This window comes from Pseudomonas sp. 43mfcvi1.1 (assembly GCF_900115935.1).
GTDB classification, from domain to species: domain Bacteria; phylum Pseudomonadota; class Gammaproteobacteria; order Pseudomonadales; family Pseudomonadaceae; genus Aquipseudomonas; species Aquipseudomonas bijieensis.
The window spans coordinates 93,875-114,554 of record NZ_UETT01000013.1 but is presented as its reverse complement, the minus strand read 5'-3'; the positions used below and the strand labels follow the sequence as shown (position 1 = coordinate 114,554).

Below are 20,680 nucleotides of genomic sequence, written 5' to 3'. Positions count from 1 at the left end.
GCGAGCCTGCTCGCGATAGCGGTGGGTCAGCTTGCATAGATGATGTTGAAGATACCGACGCCGTCGCGAGCAGGCTCGCTCCTACATGGGTTTTGGGGAGGGTCACAGATCTGCATCCACAATCACCGGTGGAGCGAGATGCGTCACAAGGTTTGACTCAAGCCCCCACCTGACCGAAGCTTGCGACATTTCAAGCTTCTGGTAATGGATTTCCTGCATGCCCTCGCCTCGCCGCCGCTATCTGCTTCTCAGCCTCTGTATCCTGTTGGTGATCGGTCTTGTCGCAGTGTGGCTACGCAGCACCACCCCGCAAATCCCCGAAGCAATCAAGCGTGGCTACAGTGAAGCCTTGGAAAACGCCCGCAACGGGCAGCCAGGGGCGGCGCGGATGCTCTACCAGCAACTGGGGCGCCCGGACCTCTCGCCCAAGCGCCGCGTGTGGCTGCACGCCGAACTGCCCAACTACCCCAGCCCCCAGGCCTTGAAACTGGCGGACGCGGATCTGCACAGCGAATCACCGGACGTGCGCAAGGCAGCCATCGGCAGCATCGTCGGTCTGGTGCCGACGGGCCAGCGCAGCCTGTTGCTCGGCTCGCTGCTGGATGATGACGACCAGAGCGTCCGGTTCGCCGCCGTGAACGCGCTGCTGGGCCTGTCACCGGATGATCTGGGCTTGTACTTCGGTGCAATGCAGATCGCCATCGATACCTGGGAACAGGTACTCGAGGACGGCCCGAAAACCGCCGAGACCCACTACCAACTCGCCCGGCTGCACCTGCACAACGCCGAACTGAAGAAAGCCCAACTGGCCCTTGAGCAGGCCCTGCGCCTGCAACCGGACAACCTGCCGGCGCTGGTCATGCAGATCGAAGTGCTGGACAAACAGGGCCAGGGCGAAGCCGCGCGACAATTGCTCGCCCGGCAGTTGCAAACCCAGCCAGCGTCGGCTTATCTGCAACATGCGCTGGGCATGTGGTTGCTGCAACACGGCCAGAGCGAATATGCGGTGCTTGGCCTGGCGAAAGCCGTGGAACTGGAGCCCGAGAACCGCCATTACCGCTATGACCTGGCGACTACCCTGCATGCCGAGCAGGAGGTGGAAGCTGCGCAGAAACAGCTGCAGGAAATCGTCCAGCGCTACCCCGCCGACCGCAAGGCCCGGGTGTTGCTGATCAACTATTGGAAGGAAACCGGTCAATTGCAGAACGTTCAGATCCTGTTGGCGCAACTTGAACAGCTGAACCCCGATGACCCGGCGTTGCAACAGGGTCTGTAGGCCCTGGTTGCACGCTGAAAGTTGTGCAGTACACCGCGTTTTGTAGATGTAAGCGGAACCGCCATCACCGCCAAAGGTCAAGTGTTCAGGCAGTTAATTTCAGGCGCTACCCCGCCTGCTGCCCACTTCCCTAGTCATGAGAGGGCTATTTTTGTCTACATCTAACGAGTTGATCAGTGCAAAAGCCGCCACCGGCATCGAAGGACTGGACGATGTCCTTTCCGGTGGTTTGTCCCGCGGCCACGTGTTCCTGCTTGAGGGAGAACCGGGGACTGGTAAGACCACGGTCGCGCTGCATTTTCTGTTGGCCGGCGCCAAGGCTGGCGAGCGCTCGTTGTACATCACGCTATCGGAAACCGAGCGTGAACTGCGTCAGGGCGCAACCTCCCACGGGTGGACGCTGGACGACAATATTCATATTTTCGAGCTGACCCCGCCCGAAAGCCTGCTCAATGCCGAACACCAGCAGAGTCTGCTGTACTCCTCGGACCTGGAGCTGGGCGAAGCGACCCGGCAGATCTTCGAAGTGGTCGAACGGGTCAAGCCGACCCGGGTCGTGCTCGACAGCCTGTCGGAGATCCGCCTGCTGGCGCAAAGCTCCCTGCGTTACCGTCGCCAGATCCTGGCGATCAAGCACTACTTCGTGCGCTACGACGCCACGGTCCTGCTGCTCGACGACCTGACCACCGAGTCCCTCGACAAAACCGTGCACAGCGTCGCCCACGGCGTGATTCGCCTGGAAGAACTGACCCCCAACTATGGCGCCGAGCGGCGGCGGATCCGGGTGGTCAAGTATCGCGGGCAGAAGTACCGCGGCGGCTACCATGACTTCACCATCATGGGCGATGGCGTGCACGTCTTCCCGCGCCTGGTGGCTGCCGAACACCGCGGCCGGTACCTGCGCCAGCAACTCTCCAGCAGCATCGGCGAAATGGATGCGCTGCTCGGCGGCGGTATCGAGACCGGCTCCAGCACCTTGATCCTGGGCCCGGCAGGGACCGGCAAGTCGCTGATTGCGCTGATTTTTGCCGCAGCCGCCGTGCATCGCGGCGAGAAAGCGGCACTGTTCATCTTCGATGAAGAACTGGGCTTGCTGTTCGAGCGCATGAATAACATCGGCATCGATCTGCGGGCCTTGCAGGAGACCGGCAACCTGCTGATCGAACAAGTGGACGCCGCCGAGCTGTCCCCGGGCGAGTTCTCCCACCGCGTGCGCCGTTGCGTCGATGAGGGCGACATCAAAACCGTGGTCATCGACAGCATCAACGGCTACCAGGCGGCCATGCCGGAAGAGAACGCCCTGGTGCTGCACATGCATGAATTGTTGCTCTATCTCAACCGCAAGGGTGCGGCGACCTTCATGACGGTTGCCCAGCACGGGCTGGTAGGCGACATGCAAGCGCCCGTGGACATTACTTATCTGGCCGACACGGTGATTCTGTTGCGATATTTCGAAGCACTGGGCAAGGTTCGCCGCGCGATTTCCATCATCAAGAAACGCACCGGCAGCCACGAGTCCACCATCCGCGAATACCGCATCAGCGGCCAGGGCATGACCATCGGTGAGCCGCTGGAAGCATTCCAGGGCGTATTGCGTGGCGTGCCGACCTACATGGGAGCGGATCACCCGCTGCTCAAGGATGATCTCCAGTGACCTTGAGCGAGCCCCTTTCGGAGCGGGCATTGATCCTCGCGCCGCTGGGACGGGACAGCCAGATCGCCTTGATGATCCTCAACGAGGCCGGTTTTGCAGGCCTCATCTGCCGTCATCTGGGGCATTTGTGCCAGGAACTGGAAGACGGTGCCGGCCTGCTGGTGATTTCCTCGGAAGCCCTGGTCGGGCCCGACCTGGAAACGTTGTCCCTACACATCGAGCAACAGCCGGCCTGGTCCGACCTGCCCATTGTCTTGCTGACCCATCATGGCGGCCCGGAACAGAACCCGGCGGCACGTATCGGTGCGCAATTGGGCAACGTCACCTTCCTCGAGCGCCCTTTCCACCCGGTGACCCTGATCAGCCTGGTGACCACCGCCCTGCGCGGCCGCCGAAGGCAGTACGAAGCCCGCGACCGCTTGATCGACCTGAGTAACAGTGAGCTGCGGCTGCAAAACACTCTCGAAACCCTCGAGCAGCAGGTGGAAGAGCGCACCGCCCAACTGCGCCACAACGAAGAAGCCCTGCGTCAGTCGCAGAAAATGGAGGCCGTCGGCCAATTGACCGGCGGTATCGCCCACGACTTCAACAACATGCTCACCGGGATCATCGGCAGCCTCGAACTGCTGCGTCGACGCCTGGCCCGGGGCCGCACCGAGGACCTGGACAGCCTGATCGACCTGGGCGTGACCTCGGCCAACCGCGCTGCCGGCCTGACCCATCGCCTGCTGGCGTTTTCCCGACGACAATCGCTGGACTCCAAAGCCGTCCAGATGAACACGCTGGTGCTGTCCATGGGCGAGCTGCTGCAACGCAGCCTCAACGAAAGCATCCACCTGGACATGCAGTTGGACGAACAACTCTGGATCGCCGAAGCCGACCCCAACCAACTGGAAAGTGCCCTGCTCAACCTGGTCCTCAACGCCCGGGATGCCATGCCCAACGGCGGGAACCTGGTGGTGCGGACCTCTAACCGACACCTGGACGCCGACTTCACTGACGCCTACACCAACCTGGAACCCGGCGACTATGTGGTGCTAAGCGTACAGGACAGTGGCTGCGGCATGCCCGAAGCCGTCATCGGCCGCGCTTTCGACCCCTTCTTCACCACCAAGCCAATCGGCCAGGGCACCGGGCTGGGCCTGTCGATGATCTATGGCTTCAGCAAGCAGTCGCGTGGCCATGTGACCATCGACAGCGAAGTCGACAAAGGCACCATCGTAAATCTTTACCTGCCGCGTTTTCGCGGCGAAGAAATACATGAACCCCAGGTCACCACCCAGCACGCACCGTATGCACAAGACGGTGAGACCGTGCTGATCGTCGAGGATGATCCAGCGGTGCGGGTGCTGGTCAGCGCGGTATTGAGCGAGCTGGGTTATGCCTTTGTGGAAGCGGCCGACGCCAACGGCGCGGTACCGATCCTCCAGTCAGGCCAACGTATCGACCTGCTGATCAGCGACGTGGGCCTGCCCGGCATGAATGGTCGGCAACTGGCGGAAATCGGCCGGCAGATCCGCCCGGACCTGCGGGTGCTGTTCATCACCGGCTATGCCGAACATGCAGCGGTACGCGGCGGTTTCCTTGACCCGGGAATGCAGATGATCACCAAGCCGTTCACGTTTGATTTGTTGACGGCCAAGGTGCGGGAGATGATCCAGGTTTGAGGCGATGGGAGGACATCGCCTGGGGGCATTTTGAGCACTGTGGCGAGGGAGCTTGCTCCCGCTGGGGTGCGAAGCGCCCCCAATCAAGCTGATCAAGACAATCTGACACACCCCCTTCGCCTGGCATTGGGGCTGCTGCGCAGCCCAGCGGGAGCAAGCTCCCTCGCCACAGGGGTTGCTGCCAGGATCTCCCCCTCTTCCTACCTACGACAACATCGACTGCATGATGCGTTGCAGCTCATCCAGGTCAAACGGCTTGTCCAGAATCGGCGCCTTGCGGGTGATGGGGCTATCGGTGTCGCGCACTTCCTGCGCGTAGCCACTGATGAAGATGACTTTCAGGTCGGGGCGCAACCGGACCGCCGGCTCAGCGATCTGCACACCGGTGATACCGCCCGGCAGGCGGAAGTCGGTAATCATCATGTCCAGGTGAGGCTTGCTCGCCAGGATCTCGAACGCCTGCTCGCCGTTTTCTGCCTGCAGCACCCGATACCCTTCGCCCGATAAATAGGCCGACAACACCATCAGGATCGACGGGTCATCCTCGACGATCAATACAACATCTTGCGCATCTTCACTCATGAGAAGCCTTTGTTCGATCAATAGCTGCTGATACGACCTTGGGGTCTCTCAGAGGTTGCGTCTGTTGGGCGGTTTTGTCCAAGACAGTTTTCTGCAAGGGCAGGCAAACACGAAACAACGCGCCTTCATTGAGCCGACTGTTGACCGTGATTGTCCCGCCATGGGCCGTGACGATCTGCTCGGAAATGAACAACCCCAGCCCAAGGCCTGCGGCGGCCGCCTTGGACGATACGCGCTCGAATTGCTGGAAGATACGCTTCTGGTTTTCCTCGCTGATACCGATGCCATGGTCCTGGACTTCGATGCAGGCATGCTCCGGCGTCTTGTAGACACGCACTTCGATCGGGCTCTTGCCGCCGTAGCGCAAGGCATTGGTCAACAGGTTCGAGACCACCTGCTCGATGCGAAACTCATCCCAGAGCCCCTCCACCGACGGTTCGGCCATGCAGGTCAACGAGCACTCGGCGATGGCGATCTGCGGCTGAAAATTGCGCAGCAGATTTTCCACCAGCGCCGTCAAGTTGAAGCGAGTCGGACGGATCGACAGCTTGCCGGTGCGAATCCGCGACACGTCCAGCATGTCCTCGATCAGCCGGATCAGGCTCTTGATCTGCCGCTCGTCACGTTCGACCATCGCCCGCACCTTGTCCAGGCTAAACGCCGCGGCGTTGTCCCGGGCCAAGTGCATCTTGCGCAACTGTGTCTCGAGAATGAGCCCATTGAGAGGCGTGCGCACCTCGTGGGCGACGATGGACATGAAGTCGTCACGCATGCGCACCGCCTGCTCCAGTTCACCGCGAGTAGCCTCCAGTTGCTGCAACAGGACCTCCTGCTCGCGGCGACTCTGCTCAAGGGCCACGACCTGCTCCTTCATGGCCTTTCGTTGGCGATACAGCTCGACGAACACATTGACCTTGCTCTTGACCGCCTGGGTGTCCAGTGGCTTGTGCAGGAAGTCCACCGCACCGTTTTCATAACCGGTAAAGGCATAGTTGCGCTCACGGCCGGCGGCACTGACGAAGATGATGGGAATGCTGCGGGTCTTCTCCGTACCGCGCATCAGCTCGGCCAGTTCGAAACCGTTCATCTCCGGCATCTGCACATCGATGATGGCCAGGGCAAAGTCGTGTTGCAGCAACAGGGACAGCGCTTCGTCCGCCGACAGGGCCTTGAAGACCTCGCGGTCGCCTCCCCTGATCAACGCTTCCAGGGCCAACAGATTCTCAGGCAGATCGTCGACGATCAGCAGTTTGGCTTGAATATCTCTTGGCATGTGGTTCATTCCAGCCCGGCCAGCAATTGGCCGATGCCCTGTAAAGTAAGGATATGGTCGGGCTTGTGCAGGGCCAGCGCCGCTTCGGGCATGGTCGAGACCTGGGCTTCGCCGGGGTCCTGGACCACCGTGATCCCGCCCAGCGCCTTGACCCTCGCCAAGCCCAGGGCTCCATCGTTGTTGGCACCGGTCAGTACCACGGCGAGCAGTTTCTGGCCGTAGACATCGGCGGCCGACTCGAACAACACATCGATGGACGGCCGTGAATGGTGTACCGGTTCCTCCAGGCTCAACGACAGGCTACGGTCGGCCTCGACCGACAAGTGATAGCCGGGCGTGGCGACGTACAAGGTTCCCGGCACGATGTCCTGCTTGTCCCGGGCTTCCTCCACCGGCACCGCCAGACGATGACCGAACACATGGGCCAGTTGGCTGTTGCGCTCATCCGGCAAGTGCAATACCACCATGATGGGCACGCCAAAGCCTTTGCGCAGGTGTCCGAACACCCTGAGCAGCGCTTCGACACCGCCGGCCGACGCACCGACGACAATGGCCTCGATGGGCGAATTGGATCTGTCCTTCGTGTGGTTCATAACTTGCGATAGATCCGTTCCTGTTTGACCAACGGCTCGAATCGATGGCCGTAAGCCGAGAAATCCAGCGTTTCCTTACTGCCCAATACCAGGAAACCACGGTGACAAAGGGACTCATGAAACAATCCAAACGCACGATCTTGTAGCTTTTTATTGAAATATATCAATACGTTACGACAAGAAATTAACTGGGTCTCTGAGAAGACACTGTCGGTCGCCAGGCTGTGATCGGCAAAGGTCACGTTCTCGCACAGGGTTTTGTCGAACATCGCATAATCGTAGGCGGCGGTATAGTAATCGGCAAACGAGCGCCGCCCTCCGGCATTCTGGTAGTTCTGGGTATAGGTGCGCACGTTTTCCAGGGAAAAAATCCCCTGCTTGGCTTTTTCCAACGAACGCGGATTGATATCGGTGGCATAGATGAATGTGCGGTCCAGCAGGCCTTCTTCGCGCAGCAGGATCGCCATGGAGTAGACCTCCTCCCCCGTGCTGCAACCGGCGATCCAGATCTTGATCGAAGGATAGGTCCTGAGCAACGGCACGACTTCCTCGCGAATGGCCAGGAAATGCGAAGGGTCACGAAACATCTCGCTGACAGGGATCGTCAACAGTTGCAGCAACTGCATGAACGCTCCCGGATCGTGCAGTACGCGCTCCTGCAATGCCGAAATGGTCTTGCACTCGAATTGGTTCAGCGCGTGGTGGACCCGGCGCTTGACCGAGGCACCGGAATAATCGCGAAAATCGTAGCTGTACTTGAGGTAGATCGCTTCGATCAACAAACGCAGTTCAATGTCAGAGTCACGTTCCACTAAATTCTTTCCATATTCGGCAACCACACGCGAATCAGCGAAAACAGACGATCCAGATCGATCGGTTTGGCCAGGTAGTCGTTGGAGCCCGCCGCCAGGCAGCGTTCCTGGTCATCCTTCATGGCCTTGGCCGTCACGGCAATAATGGGCAGCTTGCGCCAGCGCGGGTCCTTGCGGATCAGCGCGGTGGCCTCGAAACCGTCCATCTCCGGCATCATTACATCCATCAGCACCAGGTCGATGTCGTCGAATTCGTTCAGGCGATCGATCGCCTCGAAGCCGTTACGGCCGATGACAACGATCGCCCCCTTCGCCTCCAGGGCGCTGGTCAGGGCAAAGATGTTGCGCACATCGTCATCCACCAGCAGCACTTTGCGGCCTTCAAACACCTTGTCGCGGCTGCGGGCAGTCTTGAGCATCCGCTGCCGTTCATGGGACAACCGGGATTCGACTTTGTGCAAAAAGAGTGTCACCTCGTCCAGCAGGCGCTCTGGCGAACGAGCGCCCTTGATGATGATCGAGCGTGAATACTTGCGCAGTTCGGCTTCTTCGTCGCGGGTCAGGTTGCGTCCGGTGTAGACGATCACCGGTGGGAAGGAACAGATGTCTTCGCTGGACATGCGCTTGAGCAGGTCATTGCCGAGCATGTCCGGCAACTTGAGGTCGATGATCATGCAGTCGTAGACGTTGCTCCGTAGCAGGTCCAGGGCTTGCTGGGCCAGGCCAACGGCAGTGATCTCTATGTCATCGTCGCCGATCAGGCGGGTAATGCTGTCGCGTTGCAGGTCATCGTCCTCCACCAGCAGCACGCGCTTGACCTTCTGGGTCAGCTTGGCTTCCAGGCGGGCGAATACATCCTTGAGCTCTTCGCGAGTGGTCGGCTTGACGGCATAGCCAATGGCGCCCATGTGCATGGCGGCTTCGACGCGGTCTTCGACGGAAATCACGTGCACCGGGATGTGCCGGGTTTCGGCCCGCTCCTTGAGCCGCTGCAACACCGTCAGCCCGGAATGGTCTGGCAGGCGCATGTCCAGCAGGATCGCGTCGGGGGCCAGTTGCAAAGCCAGGTCAAAACCTTCATCGGCGCCGTGAGCCACCAGGCATTGATAGCCGAGTTCGTGGGCCAGGTCGAACAGGATCCGGGCGAAACCGGGCTCATCTTCGATCACCAGGATGCAGCGGGTGTCGAACGGTGCCTTGTCGCGGTCGTCGGCAAATCGGGCAATCGGCGTGTCCACTTCTGCGATCAGCGGTGCCGGTGCGGCTTTTGGCGCAGCCGGTGCTGGCGCGGCAGCCGTCGGGGTGAACGTCATCGGCTCTATCGGTGTGTCCCCGGGCTCGACATAGCGTTCAGGCATTACTAACGTAAACACGCTGCCCTGCCCCGGTTCGCTGGAAACGGAGATCGAGCCGCCCAGCAACGCGGCCAGGTCCCGGGAAATGGACAAGCCCAGGCCGGTGCCGCCGTAACGACGATTGGTCGTGCCATCGGCCTGGCGGAACGCTTCGAAGATGCTCTGCTGCTGATCGGCGGCGATGCCGATCCCCGAGTCGCGCACCATGAACGCGATGCCCGAGCCTGGTTGGCCGGCCACGGACAGGCAGACGGAACCTTGCTCGGTGAACTTCACGGCATTGGACAGCAGGTTCTTGATCACCTGCTCCAGGCGCTGGCGGTCGGTATAGAGCATCGTCGGCGCATCGGGTAGCAGTTGGACCTCGAACCTCAGGCCCTTATCCGCCGCCAGCGGCTCGAACATATCCCGCAACCCATCCACCAAACGCTGCACGCTGGTGTTTTCCGGGCGCACTTCCAGCTTTCCGGCCTCGACCTTGGAGATGTCGAGAATATCGTTGATCAGGTTCAGCAGGTCGTTGCCAGCGGAGTAGATCGACTCGGCAAACTTGACCTGCTCCTCGCTGAGGTTTTTCTGCGGGTTTTCCGCCAGCAGCTTGGACAGGATCAGCGAGCTGTTGAGCGGCGTGCGCAGCTCGTGGGACATGTTGGCCAGGAACTCTGACTTGTACTTGCTCGAACGCTGCAGCTCTTCGGCGCGCTCCTGCAACTGGATCTGGGCCAGGTTCAGTTCGCTGTTCTTCTGGTCCATGGCGTCGCGCTGCTCGGCCAATTGCTCGTTGGTCTGCTCCAGCTCCTGCTGCTGGGTTTCCAGGTGGGCCTGGGATTCCTTGAGGATGCGCGACTGTTCTTCCAGTTCCTCGTTGGCGGTCTTGAGTTCTTCCTGCTGGACCTGCAGCTCTTCGTTCAACTGCTGGGTTTCGGCCAGCACTTCCTGCAAGCGCTGGCGATAACGGGCCGCTTCGATCGAGGTGCCGATATTGCCGGAAATCAGCTCCAGCAGCTCGACGTCGCGCTCGGTCAATGGCCGCAGGAAGCCCAGCTCGATGACACCGTTGATCCGGTCATCGTCACTGGTAGGCACCACCAGTACGCTGTTGGGCAGGCCTCGCCCCAACCCGGAGCTGACTTTCAGATAGTCGTCCGGTACGTCATCCAGGCGGATGAGGCGTCCCTGTTGCACAGCCTGGCCAGCGATGCCTTCACCGTCGACGATCACTTGCTGCTGTTCGTCATCCTCCCGGGACAGGCCGTAGGTGGCGACGCGCTTGAGGACACCATTTTCTTCCCGCGCATAAAGCGCAGCGACCGCGACGTCCAGGTACTTCGCGCAGAACTGCAGGATGTTGCGGCCCAACAGGTTCAGGGACAACTGCCCCAGGACCTGCTCGGCCAGCAGCGTCTGGCCATTGCGCAACCAGGCCTGTTTCTCCAGGTGCAAGGCGCTGCGCTGCTGGACTTTCAGGCTGGCGCTGTAGCTGTTGGACAGGCTCAGCAGATCCCGGCGACCGACGTAGGCCAGCAACCCGCTGACCGCGGCGACGAACAGCAGGTACAGGACAATGCTCCAGACCGTGGTAGCGCGTACATCCTGGTTGCGCGCCGCGCGCAGTTGCTGCTCGGTCTCGACGATGTCTTCGAAAGACTTGCGAATTTCATCGGTCAGGCGCTTGCCCCGCCCGGCCTTTACCGCACCCCGGTAATCGCCGCTGCTGCGTTGCAGGTCGATCATGCTCTGGGCGTAATTGGCCCACTCCGTCTGGAGGGCTTGTATCTTGTGCAGGCGGTCGGTCTGGACGGGGTTGTCGGCTGTCAATTCCAACAGAGTGTCCAGTGCGACAGCGATCCGCGGCTTGGCTACTTCGTAGGGGTCGAGGAAATGCTCGTCACCGCTCAGGAGGTAGCCACGCATGCCGGTTTCCAGGTCCACGCTCAGTTTGAGCGCTTCGTTGGCATTATTGATCACCCTGTCGGTATGCCCGACCCATTGGATCACCGACAGCAGGTACGTGATCAGGATGATGAAAAACACCGCGCTGAGGGCGCCCATGCCCAGCGGCAGGCTGATATTGCGGCTCAGGAGTTTACGAAAACTTTTCTCGTCGACCGAAGACGAAGGAGTCATGGAAAGGGCCTTGGTGGACAGTTGAAAACCGTGGAGTTTGCCCGAAAAATGGCGGTTGGATCCACACTTTCCGACGAGTCAAAGACGCAAGTCCCGCGACGATCTGCCTTGTAGCAAGGAAGCGACTATCCTAGTCAGCTCTTGTACTATAGATCCTTTCTTGTACAACCCAGGGAACTTGTGCCGCCTTGGCACTTACTCATGAATGAGGCCGTATTTTTTACCTTCCCTCCCGTCCCTATCTTCGAGAATGTCAACTATGTCCACCCCTCCTCCTGCCATCCCGCCCACCATCCTGGTAGTCGAAGACGACGACATTGTGCGGATGTTGATCGTCGACGTACTGGAGGAACTGGAATACCAGGTGCTGGAGGCGGACGGTTGTGAGCAAGCACTGGCATTTTTACGCGACGAGGAGCAGGCCATCGCCCTGATGATGACCGATGTCGGCCTGCCGGTGATGGACGGGCGGGAGTTGGCCAAGCAGGCTCGGTCCGTGCGCCCGGACCTGCCGGTGCTGTTTGCCAGCGGGTATGCCGAAAGCATCGACGTGCCTGAAGGCATGTCGGTGATCGGCAAGCCCTTCTCCATCGATCAGCTGCGTGACAAGGTCAAGCGCATTCTTTCTTGAGCCGGATCGCATTCTTGGTCACTATCGGCGCCCCGCGCGCCGATGGCGCCTGATCCGCTTCGAGGAATCCCCTGCCCATGCTGCCCCCCACCGCCACCAAGGTCCTGGTTATCGGCTATGTCTGGCCCGAGCCGCGTTCATCGGCTGCCAGTGGGCACGTCATGCAGATCCTCGACACTTTTCTCGGGCAAGGCTGGGACATCACGTTCAGCAGCCCGGCAAACCCCGGCGAAAACCGCGCGGACCTGATCACACTGGGCATCCGCGAAGTGCCCATCGAACTCAACAGCAGCAGCTTCGACGCGTTCATCCGTGAACTGGCGCCCGACATCGTGCTGTTCGACCAGTTCATGATGGAAGAGCAGTTCGGCTGGCGGGTCGAGAAGCACTGCCCCGACGCCCTGCGGCTGCTGGAGACCTCCGATCTGCAAAGCCTGCGCCACGCCCGGCATCAGCGCCTGAAGGACCGTTTGAAGCGCGACGAGGCCAACGAGGATTTCAGCGACCTCTTCGCCCCGGCCCTGGCCGAGGAATTCCAGCTTATGGCCGACACCGACCTGGCCAAGCGGGAAATCGCCGCCCTGTATCGTTGCGACCTCGCCCTGATGGTGTCCGAGGTGGAAATCGAACTGTTGGTGGAACATTTCAAGTTGCCCCGCAGCCTGCTGCACTGGTGCCCGTTGATGTTGGATCTGCCCGGTGAACAATCGGTGCCGTTCGAGGAACGAGCGCATTTCCTGAGCATCGGCAACTTCCGCCATGCGCCGAACTGGGACGCCGTGCTCTGGATGAAAAACGCCGTCTGGCCACTTATCCGCCAACAATTGCCCGGCGCGCAACTGCACCTGTACGGCGCCTACACGCCGCCCAAGGCTGCCGCGCTGCATAACCCGGCCCAGGGCTTTCATATCATGAACTGGGCCGAGGACGCCTTGCAGGTCATGTCGGCGGCGCGCATCTGCCTGGCGCCGTTGCGTTTCGGCGCCGGCATCAAGGGCAAGCTGATCGACGCCATGCTCTGTGGCACACCCAACGTCACCACGCCCGTGGGGGCCGAAGCCATGCACGGCGACATGCCCTGGCCCGGCGCGATTGCCCAGAGTGCCGAAGGTATCGCCAACGCGGCAGTGCAGTTGTATCGCGACCAGGGGCGCTGGACCCAGGCCCAGGCTGCCGGCCTCGCCCTGCTCACAAACCGCTACCGGCAACAGGTGCACGGCCCGGCGCTGATCGCAAGCATCAATGCTTGCCGGGCGAACCTGGTGCAACGCCGCCGGGACAATTTCACCGGCAGCATGCTGCGTCACCACCAGCACAAAAGCACCCAGTACATGTCCCAGTGGATCGAAGAAAAAAATCGCAACGCTTAGAAGTCAGAGTGGCACCCGCCTGGCGAAGGGGGCATTATCCAACGGCGATAACAATAAAAGCGCCAGGCCCATGACCCGACCAGCCAGAGTCACCGACCCTTCCTATGAATTGATGGACGACCATAACGGGCTGTCCATCATCTACCGCCAGCACGGTTTCCCCTGCCCGCTGGTGCGCTGGCATTTCCACAAGGAATACGAACTGCACCTGATCGTGGCCAGTTCCGGCAAGGTGTTCATTGGCGATTACATCGGCAACTTCTATCCGCAGTCGCTGTTTCTGACCGGCCCCAACCTGCCCCACAACTGGATCAGTCAGGTGGCCGAGGACGAAGTGGTGCCCAAGCGCGACATGCTGGTGAATTTCACCGATGAGTTGTTCGAAAGCGGCCACCAGGTATTCGCCGAACTCAAGACCGTCGCACCGCTGCTTGAACGCGCCCAGTACGGTATCGAGTTCCGCTGCAAGCGCACCATCCGCCAGGCCATGATCCTGATGCAACGCATCGCCGATTCCCAGGGCATGAGCCGCCTGGGGCATTTTTTCATCCTGATGGAACTGCTGGCCGCCACGGACGACTATCAACTGCTTTCCGGCGCCACGGCCCCGCAAACGGCGGACGAACATAGCATCGACCGCACCAACCGCGCGGTGGACTACATCTTTGCCCACTACGCCCGGGAACTGTCCCTGGAAGAAGTGGCCGAGCATCTGGGCATGAAACCCACCTATTTCAGCCGGGTGTTCAAACAGGCCACCGGCCGCTGCTTCATTGAATTCGTCAATCGCCTGCGCATCAGCAAATCCTGCGAGTTACTGGCCGATGGCGACAAACCGGTGACCGACGTGTGCTTCGAATCCGGTTTCAACAACATCTCCAACTTCAACCGGCGTTTCCAGCAGCTCAAGGGCATGACCCCGTCCCACTACCGGCGACTGGCGGTGCAGCGGTTGACCGAGCAGAACCAGGGCTGAATCTCGGCTCATTTCTGTGGCGGGATTTATGTGGGAGCAAGGCTTGCCCGCGATGCAGACGCCTCGGTTCCCCGAAAGACCGTGTCAACTTCATCGCGGGCGAGCCTTGCTCCCACAGATAATTCCCATCGCCGCCCCATGCAGTGCAAAAAAGTATCAGCACAAGTGCGACGGATGATTTGTCATGCCGTCCATTGAGGGCTGTAATCAGCGCACATTCTTCCCTTCATCCGGAAGACACAAAAACAATAACTGTCCTTCTGCAGCCTTTGGGCGCGGAAAAGGAGTGCGCGATGAAACCTTCGGTAAAAGCTCTGCTTGTCTCCACCTGCATGACCCTCAGCAGCGTCAGCTTTGGCGCACAGACCCTCACCATTGCCACCGTCAACAACAGCGACATGATCCGCATGCAAAAGCTCTCGAAAACCTTCGAGGCCGAGCACCCGGACATCAAGCTGAACTGGGTGGTGCTCGAAGAAAACGTCCTGCGCCAGCGCCTGACCACCGACATCGCCACCCAAGGCGGACAGTTCGACGTATTGACCATTGGCATGTACGAAGCTGCACTCTGGGGCGCCAAGGGCTGGCTGGAACCCATGAAAGACCTGCCCGCCTCCTATGACCTGGACGACGTCTTCCCTTCCGTGCGCGATGGCTTGTCGGTCAAGGGCTCGCTGTACGCCCTGCCGTTCTATGCCGAAAGCTCGATCACCTACTACCGCACCGACCTGTTCAAGGACGCCGGGCTGACCATGCCCGAACACCCTACCTGGACCCAGATCGGTGAGTTCGCCGAAAAACTCACCGACAAGACCAAGGAGCAATATGGCCTGTGTCTGCGCGGCAAGGCCGGTTGGGGCGAAAACATGGCGCTGATCACGACCCTGGCCAACGGTTTTGGCGCGCGCTGGTTCGATGAGAAGTGGCAGCCGCAGTTCAATGGCCCCGAGTGGAAGAATGCCTTGAACTTCTACGTCGACAACATGAAGAAATCCGGCCCGCCGGGCGCTTCCAGCAACGGTTTCAATGAAAACCTGGCGTTGTTCAACAGCGGCAAGTGCGCGGTCTGGGTCGATGCCAGCGTCGCCGGCTCGTTCGTCACCGACAAGACCCAGAGCAAGGTGGCCGATCACGTCGGATTCACCTTCGCTCCCCATGAAACGACCGACAAAGGCACCTCGTGGATGTACTCCTGGTCGCTGGCCATCCCCACCAGTTCCAAAGCCAAGGAAGCGGCCAAGGTCTTTACTTCCTGGGCGACGTCCAAGGAGTACAGCCAATTGGTCGCCAAGACCGATGGCATTGCCAACGTACCGCCAGGCACACGCACCTCGACCTACAGCGACGACTACATGAAGGCCGCGCCGTTTGCCAAGGTGACCCTGGAGTCGTTGAAAGTCGCCGACCCGAAAGCCCCCACGCTCAAGCCTGTGCCCTATATCGGCATCCAGTTGGTGACCATTCCCGAGTTCCAGGCCATCGGTACCCAGGTCGGCAAGTTCTTTTCGGGCGCGCTGACCGGCCAGCAGACCGTGGACCAGGCGTTGACCGCAGCGCAGTCCACCACCGAACGCGAGATGAAACGCGCGGGCTATCCCAAGTAAAGGCCTGTAAACATCCATTTGTGGCGAGGGAGCTTGCTCCCGCTGGCGGGCGAAGCCCGCCCTGGCGATCGAGAGGATTGCCTATCGGCATGGGCCCGCTGCGCGTTCCAGCGGGAGCAAGCTCCCTCGCCACAGGGAATGCGTCGCATAAGAGTAAGCACTCATGAATAGCTCAACGACAACTGCCAAAGCCCCTATCGAGATTGCCCCGCCGCCAGCGCGCAAGATCCGCCTGGCCAACCCCGGCTGGTTCCTGGTCAGCCCATCAGTCGCTTTATTGCTGCTGTGGATGATCGTGCCGCTGGGCATGACCGTCTATTTCTCGATGATTCGCTATAACCTGCTCTACCCCGGCGAAAACGAATTCGTGGGGCTGGAGAACTTCACTTATTTCCTCACCGACTCGGGCTTCATGCCCGGTGCGACCAATACCCTGCTGCTGGTGGGCAGCGTGTTGCTGATCAGTATCGTGCTAGGGGTGTTGATCAGTGCGCTGCTGGAAGCCAGTGAGTTTTTTGGGCGCGGCATCGTCCGGGTGCTGCTGATCTCGCCATTCTTCATCATGCCCACGGTGGGCGCGCTGATCTGGAAGAACCTGATTTTCCACCCGGTCTCGGGAATCCTTGCCTCGGTGTGGAAACTGTTCGGTGCCCAACCGGTGGACTGGCTGGCCCACTATCCGTTGCTGTCGATCATCATCATCGTGAGCTGGCAGTGGTTGCCCTTCGCGATCCTGATCCTGATGACCGCCATGCAGTCCCTCGATCAGGAACAGAAAGAAGCCGCGCGCCTGGACGGTGCCGGCCCGATCGCGATTTTCTGGCACCTGACCCTGCCGCACCTGGCCCGCCCGATTGCCGTGGTGCTGATGATCGAGACGATCTTCCTGCTGTCGGTGTTCGCCGAGATCTTCACCACCACCAACGGCGGCCCCGGCTACGCCTCGACCAACCTGGCCTACCTGATCTACAACCAGGCGCTGGTGCAGTTCGACGTCGGCATGGCTTCGGCCGGTGGCCTGATTGCCGTGGTCATCGCCAACATCGCCGCCATCATCCTGGTCCGGATGATCGGCAAAAACCTCACCGACAAGCATTGAGGCCGTCGCCATGACTCTTCAACAAACCCGTCGCCTGCAAAGCCTGCTGCTGGGCACGTTGGCCTGGGCCATCGCGATCCTGATCTTTTTCCCGATCTTCTGGATGGTGCTGACCAGCTTCAAGACCGAAATCGACGCATTCGCCACGCCGCCGCAATTCATCTTCGCGCCGACGCTGGAGAACTACCTGCACATCAACGAGCGCAGCAACTACTTCAGTTTCGCCTGGAACTCGGTGGTGATTTCCTTCAGCGCCACCGCCCTCTGCCTGCTGATCGCGGTGCCGGCAGCCTACTCCATGGCGTTCTACGAAACCCAGCGCACCAAAGGCACCTTGCTGTGGATGCTCTCCACCAAGATGTTGCCGCCGGTGGGCGTGCTGATGCCGATCTACCTGCTGGCCAAGCAATTTGGTCTGCTGGATACGCGGATCGCGTTGATCATCATCTACACCTTGATCAACCTGCCCATCGTGGTCTGGATGATTTACACCTATTTCAAGGACATTCCTCGCGACATCCTCGAGGCCGCGCGTCTGGATGGCGCCACGCTGTGGCAGGAAATGGTCCGCGTGCTGCTGCCGATTGCCAAGGGCGGCTTGGCATCCACCGTGTTGCTGTCGTTGATCCTGTGCTGGAACGAGGCCTTCTGGTCACTGAACCTGACCTCGTCCAAAGCCGCGCCATTGACCGCGTTGATCGCCTCTTACTCCAGCCCGGAAGGTCTGTTCTGGGCCAAATTGTCGGCCGTCTCGACCCTGGCCTGTGCGCCGATCCTGATTTTTGGCTGGATCAGCCAGAAACAGCTGGTGCGCGGTTTGTCTTTCGGCGCCGTGAAGTAACGCGCCCTACACAATAATCAGAAGTGGAGGCCCATCATCATGGCCAACCTGAAAATCAAGAATCTGCAAAAAAGTTTCGAAGGCTTCTCCATCATCAAGGGCATCGACCTTGAGGTGAACGACCGCGAGTTCGTGGTCTTCGTCGGGCCATCGGGCTGCGGCAAGTCCACGCTGCTGCGGCTGATCGCCGGCCTGGAGGAAGTCAGCGACGGTACCATCGAGCTGGACGGCCGGGACATTACCGAAGTCAGCCCGGCCAAACGCGACCTGGCGATGGTGTTCCAGACCTACGCCCTCTACCCGCACATGAGCGTGCGCAAGAACATGTCTTTCGCCCTGGACCTGGCCGGTGTACCCAAGGCCGAGGTCGAGAAGAAGGTCAATGAAGCGGCGCGCATCCTCGAACTGGGGCCAATGCTCGAACGCAAGCCCAAGCAACTGTCTGGTGGCCAGCGCCAGCGTGTGGCAATCGGCCGGGCCATCGTGCGCAACCCGAAGATTTTCCTGTTCGACGAACCGCTGTCCAACCTCGACGCCGCCCTGCGGGTGCAGATGCGCCTGGAACTGGCCCGGCTGCACAAAGAGCTGCAGGCGACCATGATCTACGTGACCCACGACCAGGTCGAAGCCATGACCCTGGCCGACAAGGTGGTGGTGCTCAATGGCGGGCGCATCGAACAGGTCGGCTCGCCGCTGGAGCTGTATCACCAACCCGCCAATCTGTTTGTCGCCGGGTTCCTCGGCACACCGAAAATGGGCTTTCTCAAAGGCAAGGTCACGGGCCTGGACAGCCAGGGCTGCGAGGTCCTGCTGGACGCCGGAACCCGTATCAGCCTGCCATTGAGCGGTGCCAGCCTGAGCGTTGGCGGTGCGGTGACCCTGGGGATTCGTCCGGAGCACCTGAACCTGGCGCAACCGGGCGATTGCACGCTGCAGGTTACCGCCGATGTCAGCGAACGCCTGGGCAGCGACACGTTCTGCCATGTCGTGACCGCGTCGGGTGAAGCTTTGACCATGCGGGTTCGCGGCGATCTGGCGAGCCGTTTCGGCGAGCAACTGAACCTGCACCTGGACGCTGAACACTGCCATTTATTCGATGCCGAAGGCGTAGCGGTGACCCGTGCGCTGCGCGCCGCCGCCTGATTGTAGAGACTTGTGATGAAACTCAACCGACAGAACCTGCACAACCTCAACGCCGAGGTCGCCCTGCCCGCTTACAGCCTGGGCGACCGTCGCCAGGGTATCGCCCACATTGGCGTCGGTGGTTTCCACCGCGCGCACCAGGCGTATTACACCGATGCGTTGATGAATACCGGCGAAGGCCTCGACTGGGCCATTTGTGGCGTAGGTCTTCGACCCGAAGACCGTCGCGCCCGGGATGACCTGGCAGGCCAGGATTATCTGTTCACGCTTTATGAGTTGGGCGACACCGACGACACCGAAGTCCGCGTCATCGGCGCCATCGCCGACATGCTCTTGGCCGAAGATAGCGCCCAGGCGCTGATCGACAAACTGGCCGATCCGCTGATCCGCATCGTTTCGCTGACCATTACCGAAGGTGGCTATTGCATCGACGACAGCAATGGCGAGTTCATGGCCCACCTGCCGCAGATTCAGCATGACCTGACCCATCCCGAGGCACCGAAAACGGTCTTCGGCTTCCTCTGTGCCGCCCTGGCCAAGCGCCGTGCTGCGGGGACGCCGGCGTTCACGCTGATGTCCTGCGACAACCTTCCCCACAACGGAGCGGTCACTCGCAAGGCACTGCTGGCGTTTGCCGCACTGCGCGACCCGGAACTGGGCCAATGGATCGACGAGAACGTAAGTTTTCCCAATGCCATGGTCGATCGCATCACCCCGATGACCAGCGGCGCCCATCGCTTGCAGTTGCATGACGAACATGGCATTGACGACGCCTGGCCGGTGGTCTGCGAACCGTTCGTGCAATGGGTGCTGGAAGACAAGTTCGTCAACGGTCGTCCGGCCTGGGAAAAAGTCGGCGTGCAATTCACCGATGACGTTTCACCCTATGAAGAGATGAAAATCAAGCTGCTCAACGGCAGTCACCTGGCGTTGACCTACCTGGGCTTCCTCAAGGGTTATCGCTTCGTCCACGAGACCATGAACGACCCGTTGTTCGTGCGTTACATGCGGGCCTACATGGACCTGGACGTGACGCCGCAACTGGCCCCGGTACCGGGCATCGACCTGACCGACTACAAGAACACCCTGGTGGAACGTTTTTCCAACCAAGCGATTGCCGACCAGTTGGAGCGGGTCTGTTCGGACGGTTCTTCGAAGTTTCCGAAATTCACCGTGCCAACCATCAACCGCTTGATCGCCGACGGCGGCGAAACCCGCCGCGCGGCGCTGGTCGTGGCGGCCTGGGCGGTGTACCTGAAGGGTGTGGACGAGAACGGCGTGACGTATTCGATCCCGGACCCACGGGCGGCATTCTGCCAGGCCTTGGTGGCTGACGATGCGCTGGTAACCCAGCGGCTGCTGGAGGTAGAAGAAATCTTTGGCACCGCGATTCCCCGCTCGCCGGAGTTCGTGGCAGCATTCGAATGGTGCTGCAATAGCTTGCGCGAGCACGGTGTTACGCGGACGCTTGAGCGGGTGTTGGCTGACGCGAACTGAGGCTCGACCGTGAACCGCTTTTTGTGGCGAGGGAGCTTGCTCCCGCTGGGTTGCGAAGCGACCCCCTGGGTTTGTCAGGTTCACCGCGCTGCCTGGACTCAGGGGCTGCTGCGCAGCCCAGCGGGAGCAAGCTCCCTCGCCACAGATGTGTTTGCTGAACGAATTGCTATTACCTGTTGG

General features: G+C 60.5%; 16 protein-coding genes. 11 read left to right on the top strand and 5 right to left on the bottom strand.

Features of this window, described 5'->3' with window-relative positions:
* Positions 1–217 precede the first annotated feature (217 nt).
* From DTP52_RS23015 to DTP52_RS23005, 3 genes are all read left to right on the top strand, one after another.
* Complete coding sequence (locus DTP52_RS23015; protein WP_109755397.1) at positions 218–1,276, top strand: lipopolysaccharide assembly protein LapB; 1,059 nt, start codon at positions 218–220, stop codon at positions 1,274–1,276.
* 151 nt (positions 1,277–1,427) lie between these two features.
* Complete coding sequence (locus DTP52_RS23010; RefSeq protein ID WP_109755396.1) at positions 1,428–2,930, top strand: ATPase domain-containing protein; 1,503 nt, start codon at positions 1,428–1,430, stop codon at positions 2,928–2,930.
* Complete coding sequence (locus tag DTP52_RS23005; RefSeq protein ID WP_109755395.1) at positions 2,927–4,597, top strand: response regulator; 1,671 nt, start codon at positions 2,927–2,929, stop codon at positions 4,595–4,597. The genes DTP52_RS23010 and DTP52_RS23005 overlap by 4 nt, the downstream gene beginning before the upstream one ends.
* Positions 4,598–4,801: 204 nt before the next feature.
* Here the strand turns inward: DTP52_RS23005 and DTP52_RS22995 are convergent, their stop codons facing one another.
* From DTP52_RS22995 to DTP52_RS22975, 5 genes are read right to left on the bottom strand one after another with little or no spacing between them, the layout of a single operon-like run.
* Complete coding sequence (locus DTP52_RS22995; protein WP_109755394.1) at positions 4,802–5,179, bottom strand: response regulator; 378 nt, start codon at positions 5,177–5,179, stop codon at positions 4,802–4,804.
* Positions 5,172–6,452: a hybrid sensor histidine kinase/response regulator gene (locus tag DTP52_RS22990; RefSeq protein ID WP_109755393.1), complete on the bottom strand. Its 1,281-nt coding sequence runs from the start codon at positions 6,450–6,452 to the stop codon at positions 5,172–5,174. The genes DTP52_RS22995 and DTP52_RS22990 overlap by 8 nt, the downstream gene beginning before the upstream one ends.
* 5 nt (positions 6,453–6,457) lie before the next feature.
* Positions 6,458–7,045 (bottom strand): chemotaxis protein CheB, encoded by a 588-nt coding sequence (locus DTP52_RS22985; protein ID WP_109755392.1) that lies wholly within the window; start codon positions 7,043–7,045, stop codon positions 6,458–6,460.
* A complete protein-coding gene (locus tag DTP52_RS22980; protein ID WP_109755391.1) occupies positions 7,042–7,857 on the bottom strand; it encodes a protein-glutamate O-methyltransferase CheR in 816 nt (271 codons plus the stop codon). The genes DTP52_RS22985 and DTP52_RS22980 overlap by 4 nt, the downstream gene beginning before the upstream one ends.
* Positions 7,857–11,339 carry a response regulator gene (locus tag DTP52_RS22975; RefSeq protein ID WP_109755390.1) on the bottom strand — a complete coding sequence of 1,161 codons (3,483 nt, stop codon included), beginning with the start codon at positions 11,337–11,339 and terminating at the stop codon, positions 7,857–7,859. Before DTP52_RS22975 ends, DTP52_RS22980 begins: the two co-directional genes overlap by 1 nt.
* Before the next feature lie 259 nt (positions 11,340–11,598).
* On the opposite strand from DTP52_RS22975, the gene DTP52_RS22970 reads away from it, so the two are divergent.
* The 8 genes from DTP52_RS22970 (at position 11,599) to DTP52_RS22935 (ending at position 20,500) form a co-directional block, all read left to right on the top strand.
* Positions 11,599–11,970 (top strand): response regulator, encoded by a 372-nt coding sequence (locus DTP52_RS22970; protein ID WP_109755389.1) that lies wholly within the window; start codon positions 11,599–11,601, stop codon positions 11,968–11,970.
* Positions 11,971–12,047: 77 nt separating this feature from the next.
* Entirely contained in the window at positions 12,048–13,340 is a 1,293-nt protein-coding gene (locus tag DTP52_RS22965) for a glycosyltransferase (RefSeq protein ID WP_109755388.1), read from the top strand.
* A 70-nt stretch (positions 13,341–13,410) separates the two neighbouring features.
* Entirely contained in the window at positions 13,411–14,316 is a 906-nt protein-coding gene (locus DTP52_RS22960) for an AraC family transcriptional regulator (RefSeq protein WP_109755387.1), read from the top strand.
* 293 nt (positions 14,317–14,609) lie between these two features.
* Complete coding sequence (locus DTP52_RS22955) at positions 14,610–15,920, top strand: sugar ABC transporter substrate-binding protein (protein ID WP_109755386.1); 1,311 nt, start codon at positions 14,610–14,612, stop codon at positions 15,918–15,920.
* 163 nt (positions 15,921–16,083) lie between these two features.
* On the top strand, positions 16,084–17,019 hold the full coding sequence (locus DTP52_RS22950; protein ID WP_053184628.1) for a carbohydrate ABC transporter permease: 936 nt from the start codon (positions 16,084–16,086) through the stop codon (positions 17,017–17,019).
* Between the two features lie 10 nt (positions 17,020–17,029).
* On the top strand, positions 17,030–17,860 hold the full coding sequence (locus tag DTP52_RS22945; RefSeq protein ID WP_109755385.1) for a carbohydrate ABC transporter permease: 831 nt from the start codon (positions 17,030–17,032) through the stop codon (positions 17,858–17,860).
* A 39-nt stretch (positions 17,861–17,899) separates the two neighbouring features.
* A complete protein-coding gene (locus DTP52_RS22940; protein ID WP_109755384.1) occupies positions 17,900–19,003 on the top strand; it encodes an ABC transporter ATP-binding protein in 1,104 nt (367 codons plus the stop codon).
* A gap of 15 nt (positions 19,004–19,018) precedes the next feature.
* Positions 19,019–20,500 (top strand): mannitol dehydrogenase family protein, encoded by a 1,482-nt coding sequence (locus DTP52_RS22935; protein ID WP_109755383.1) that lies wholly within the window; start codon positions 19,019–19,021, stop codon positions 20,498–20,500.
* Positions 20,501–20,680: the final 180 nt, after the last annotated feature.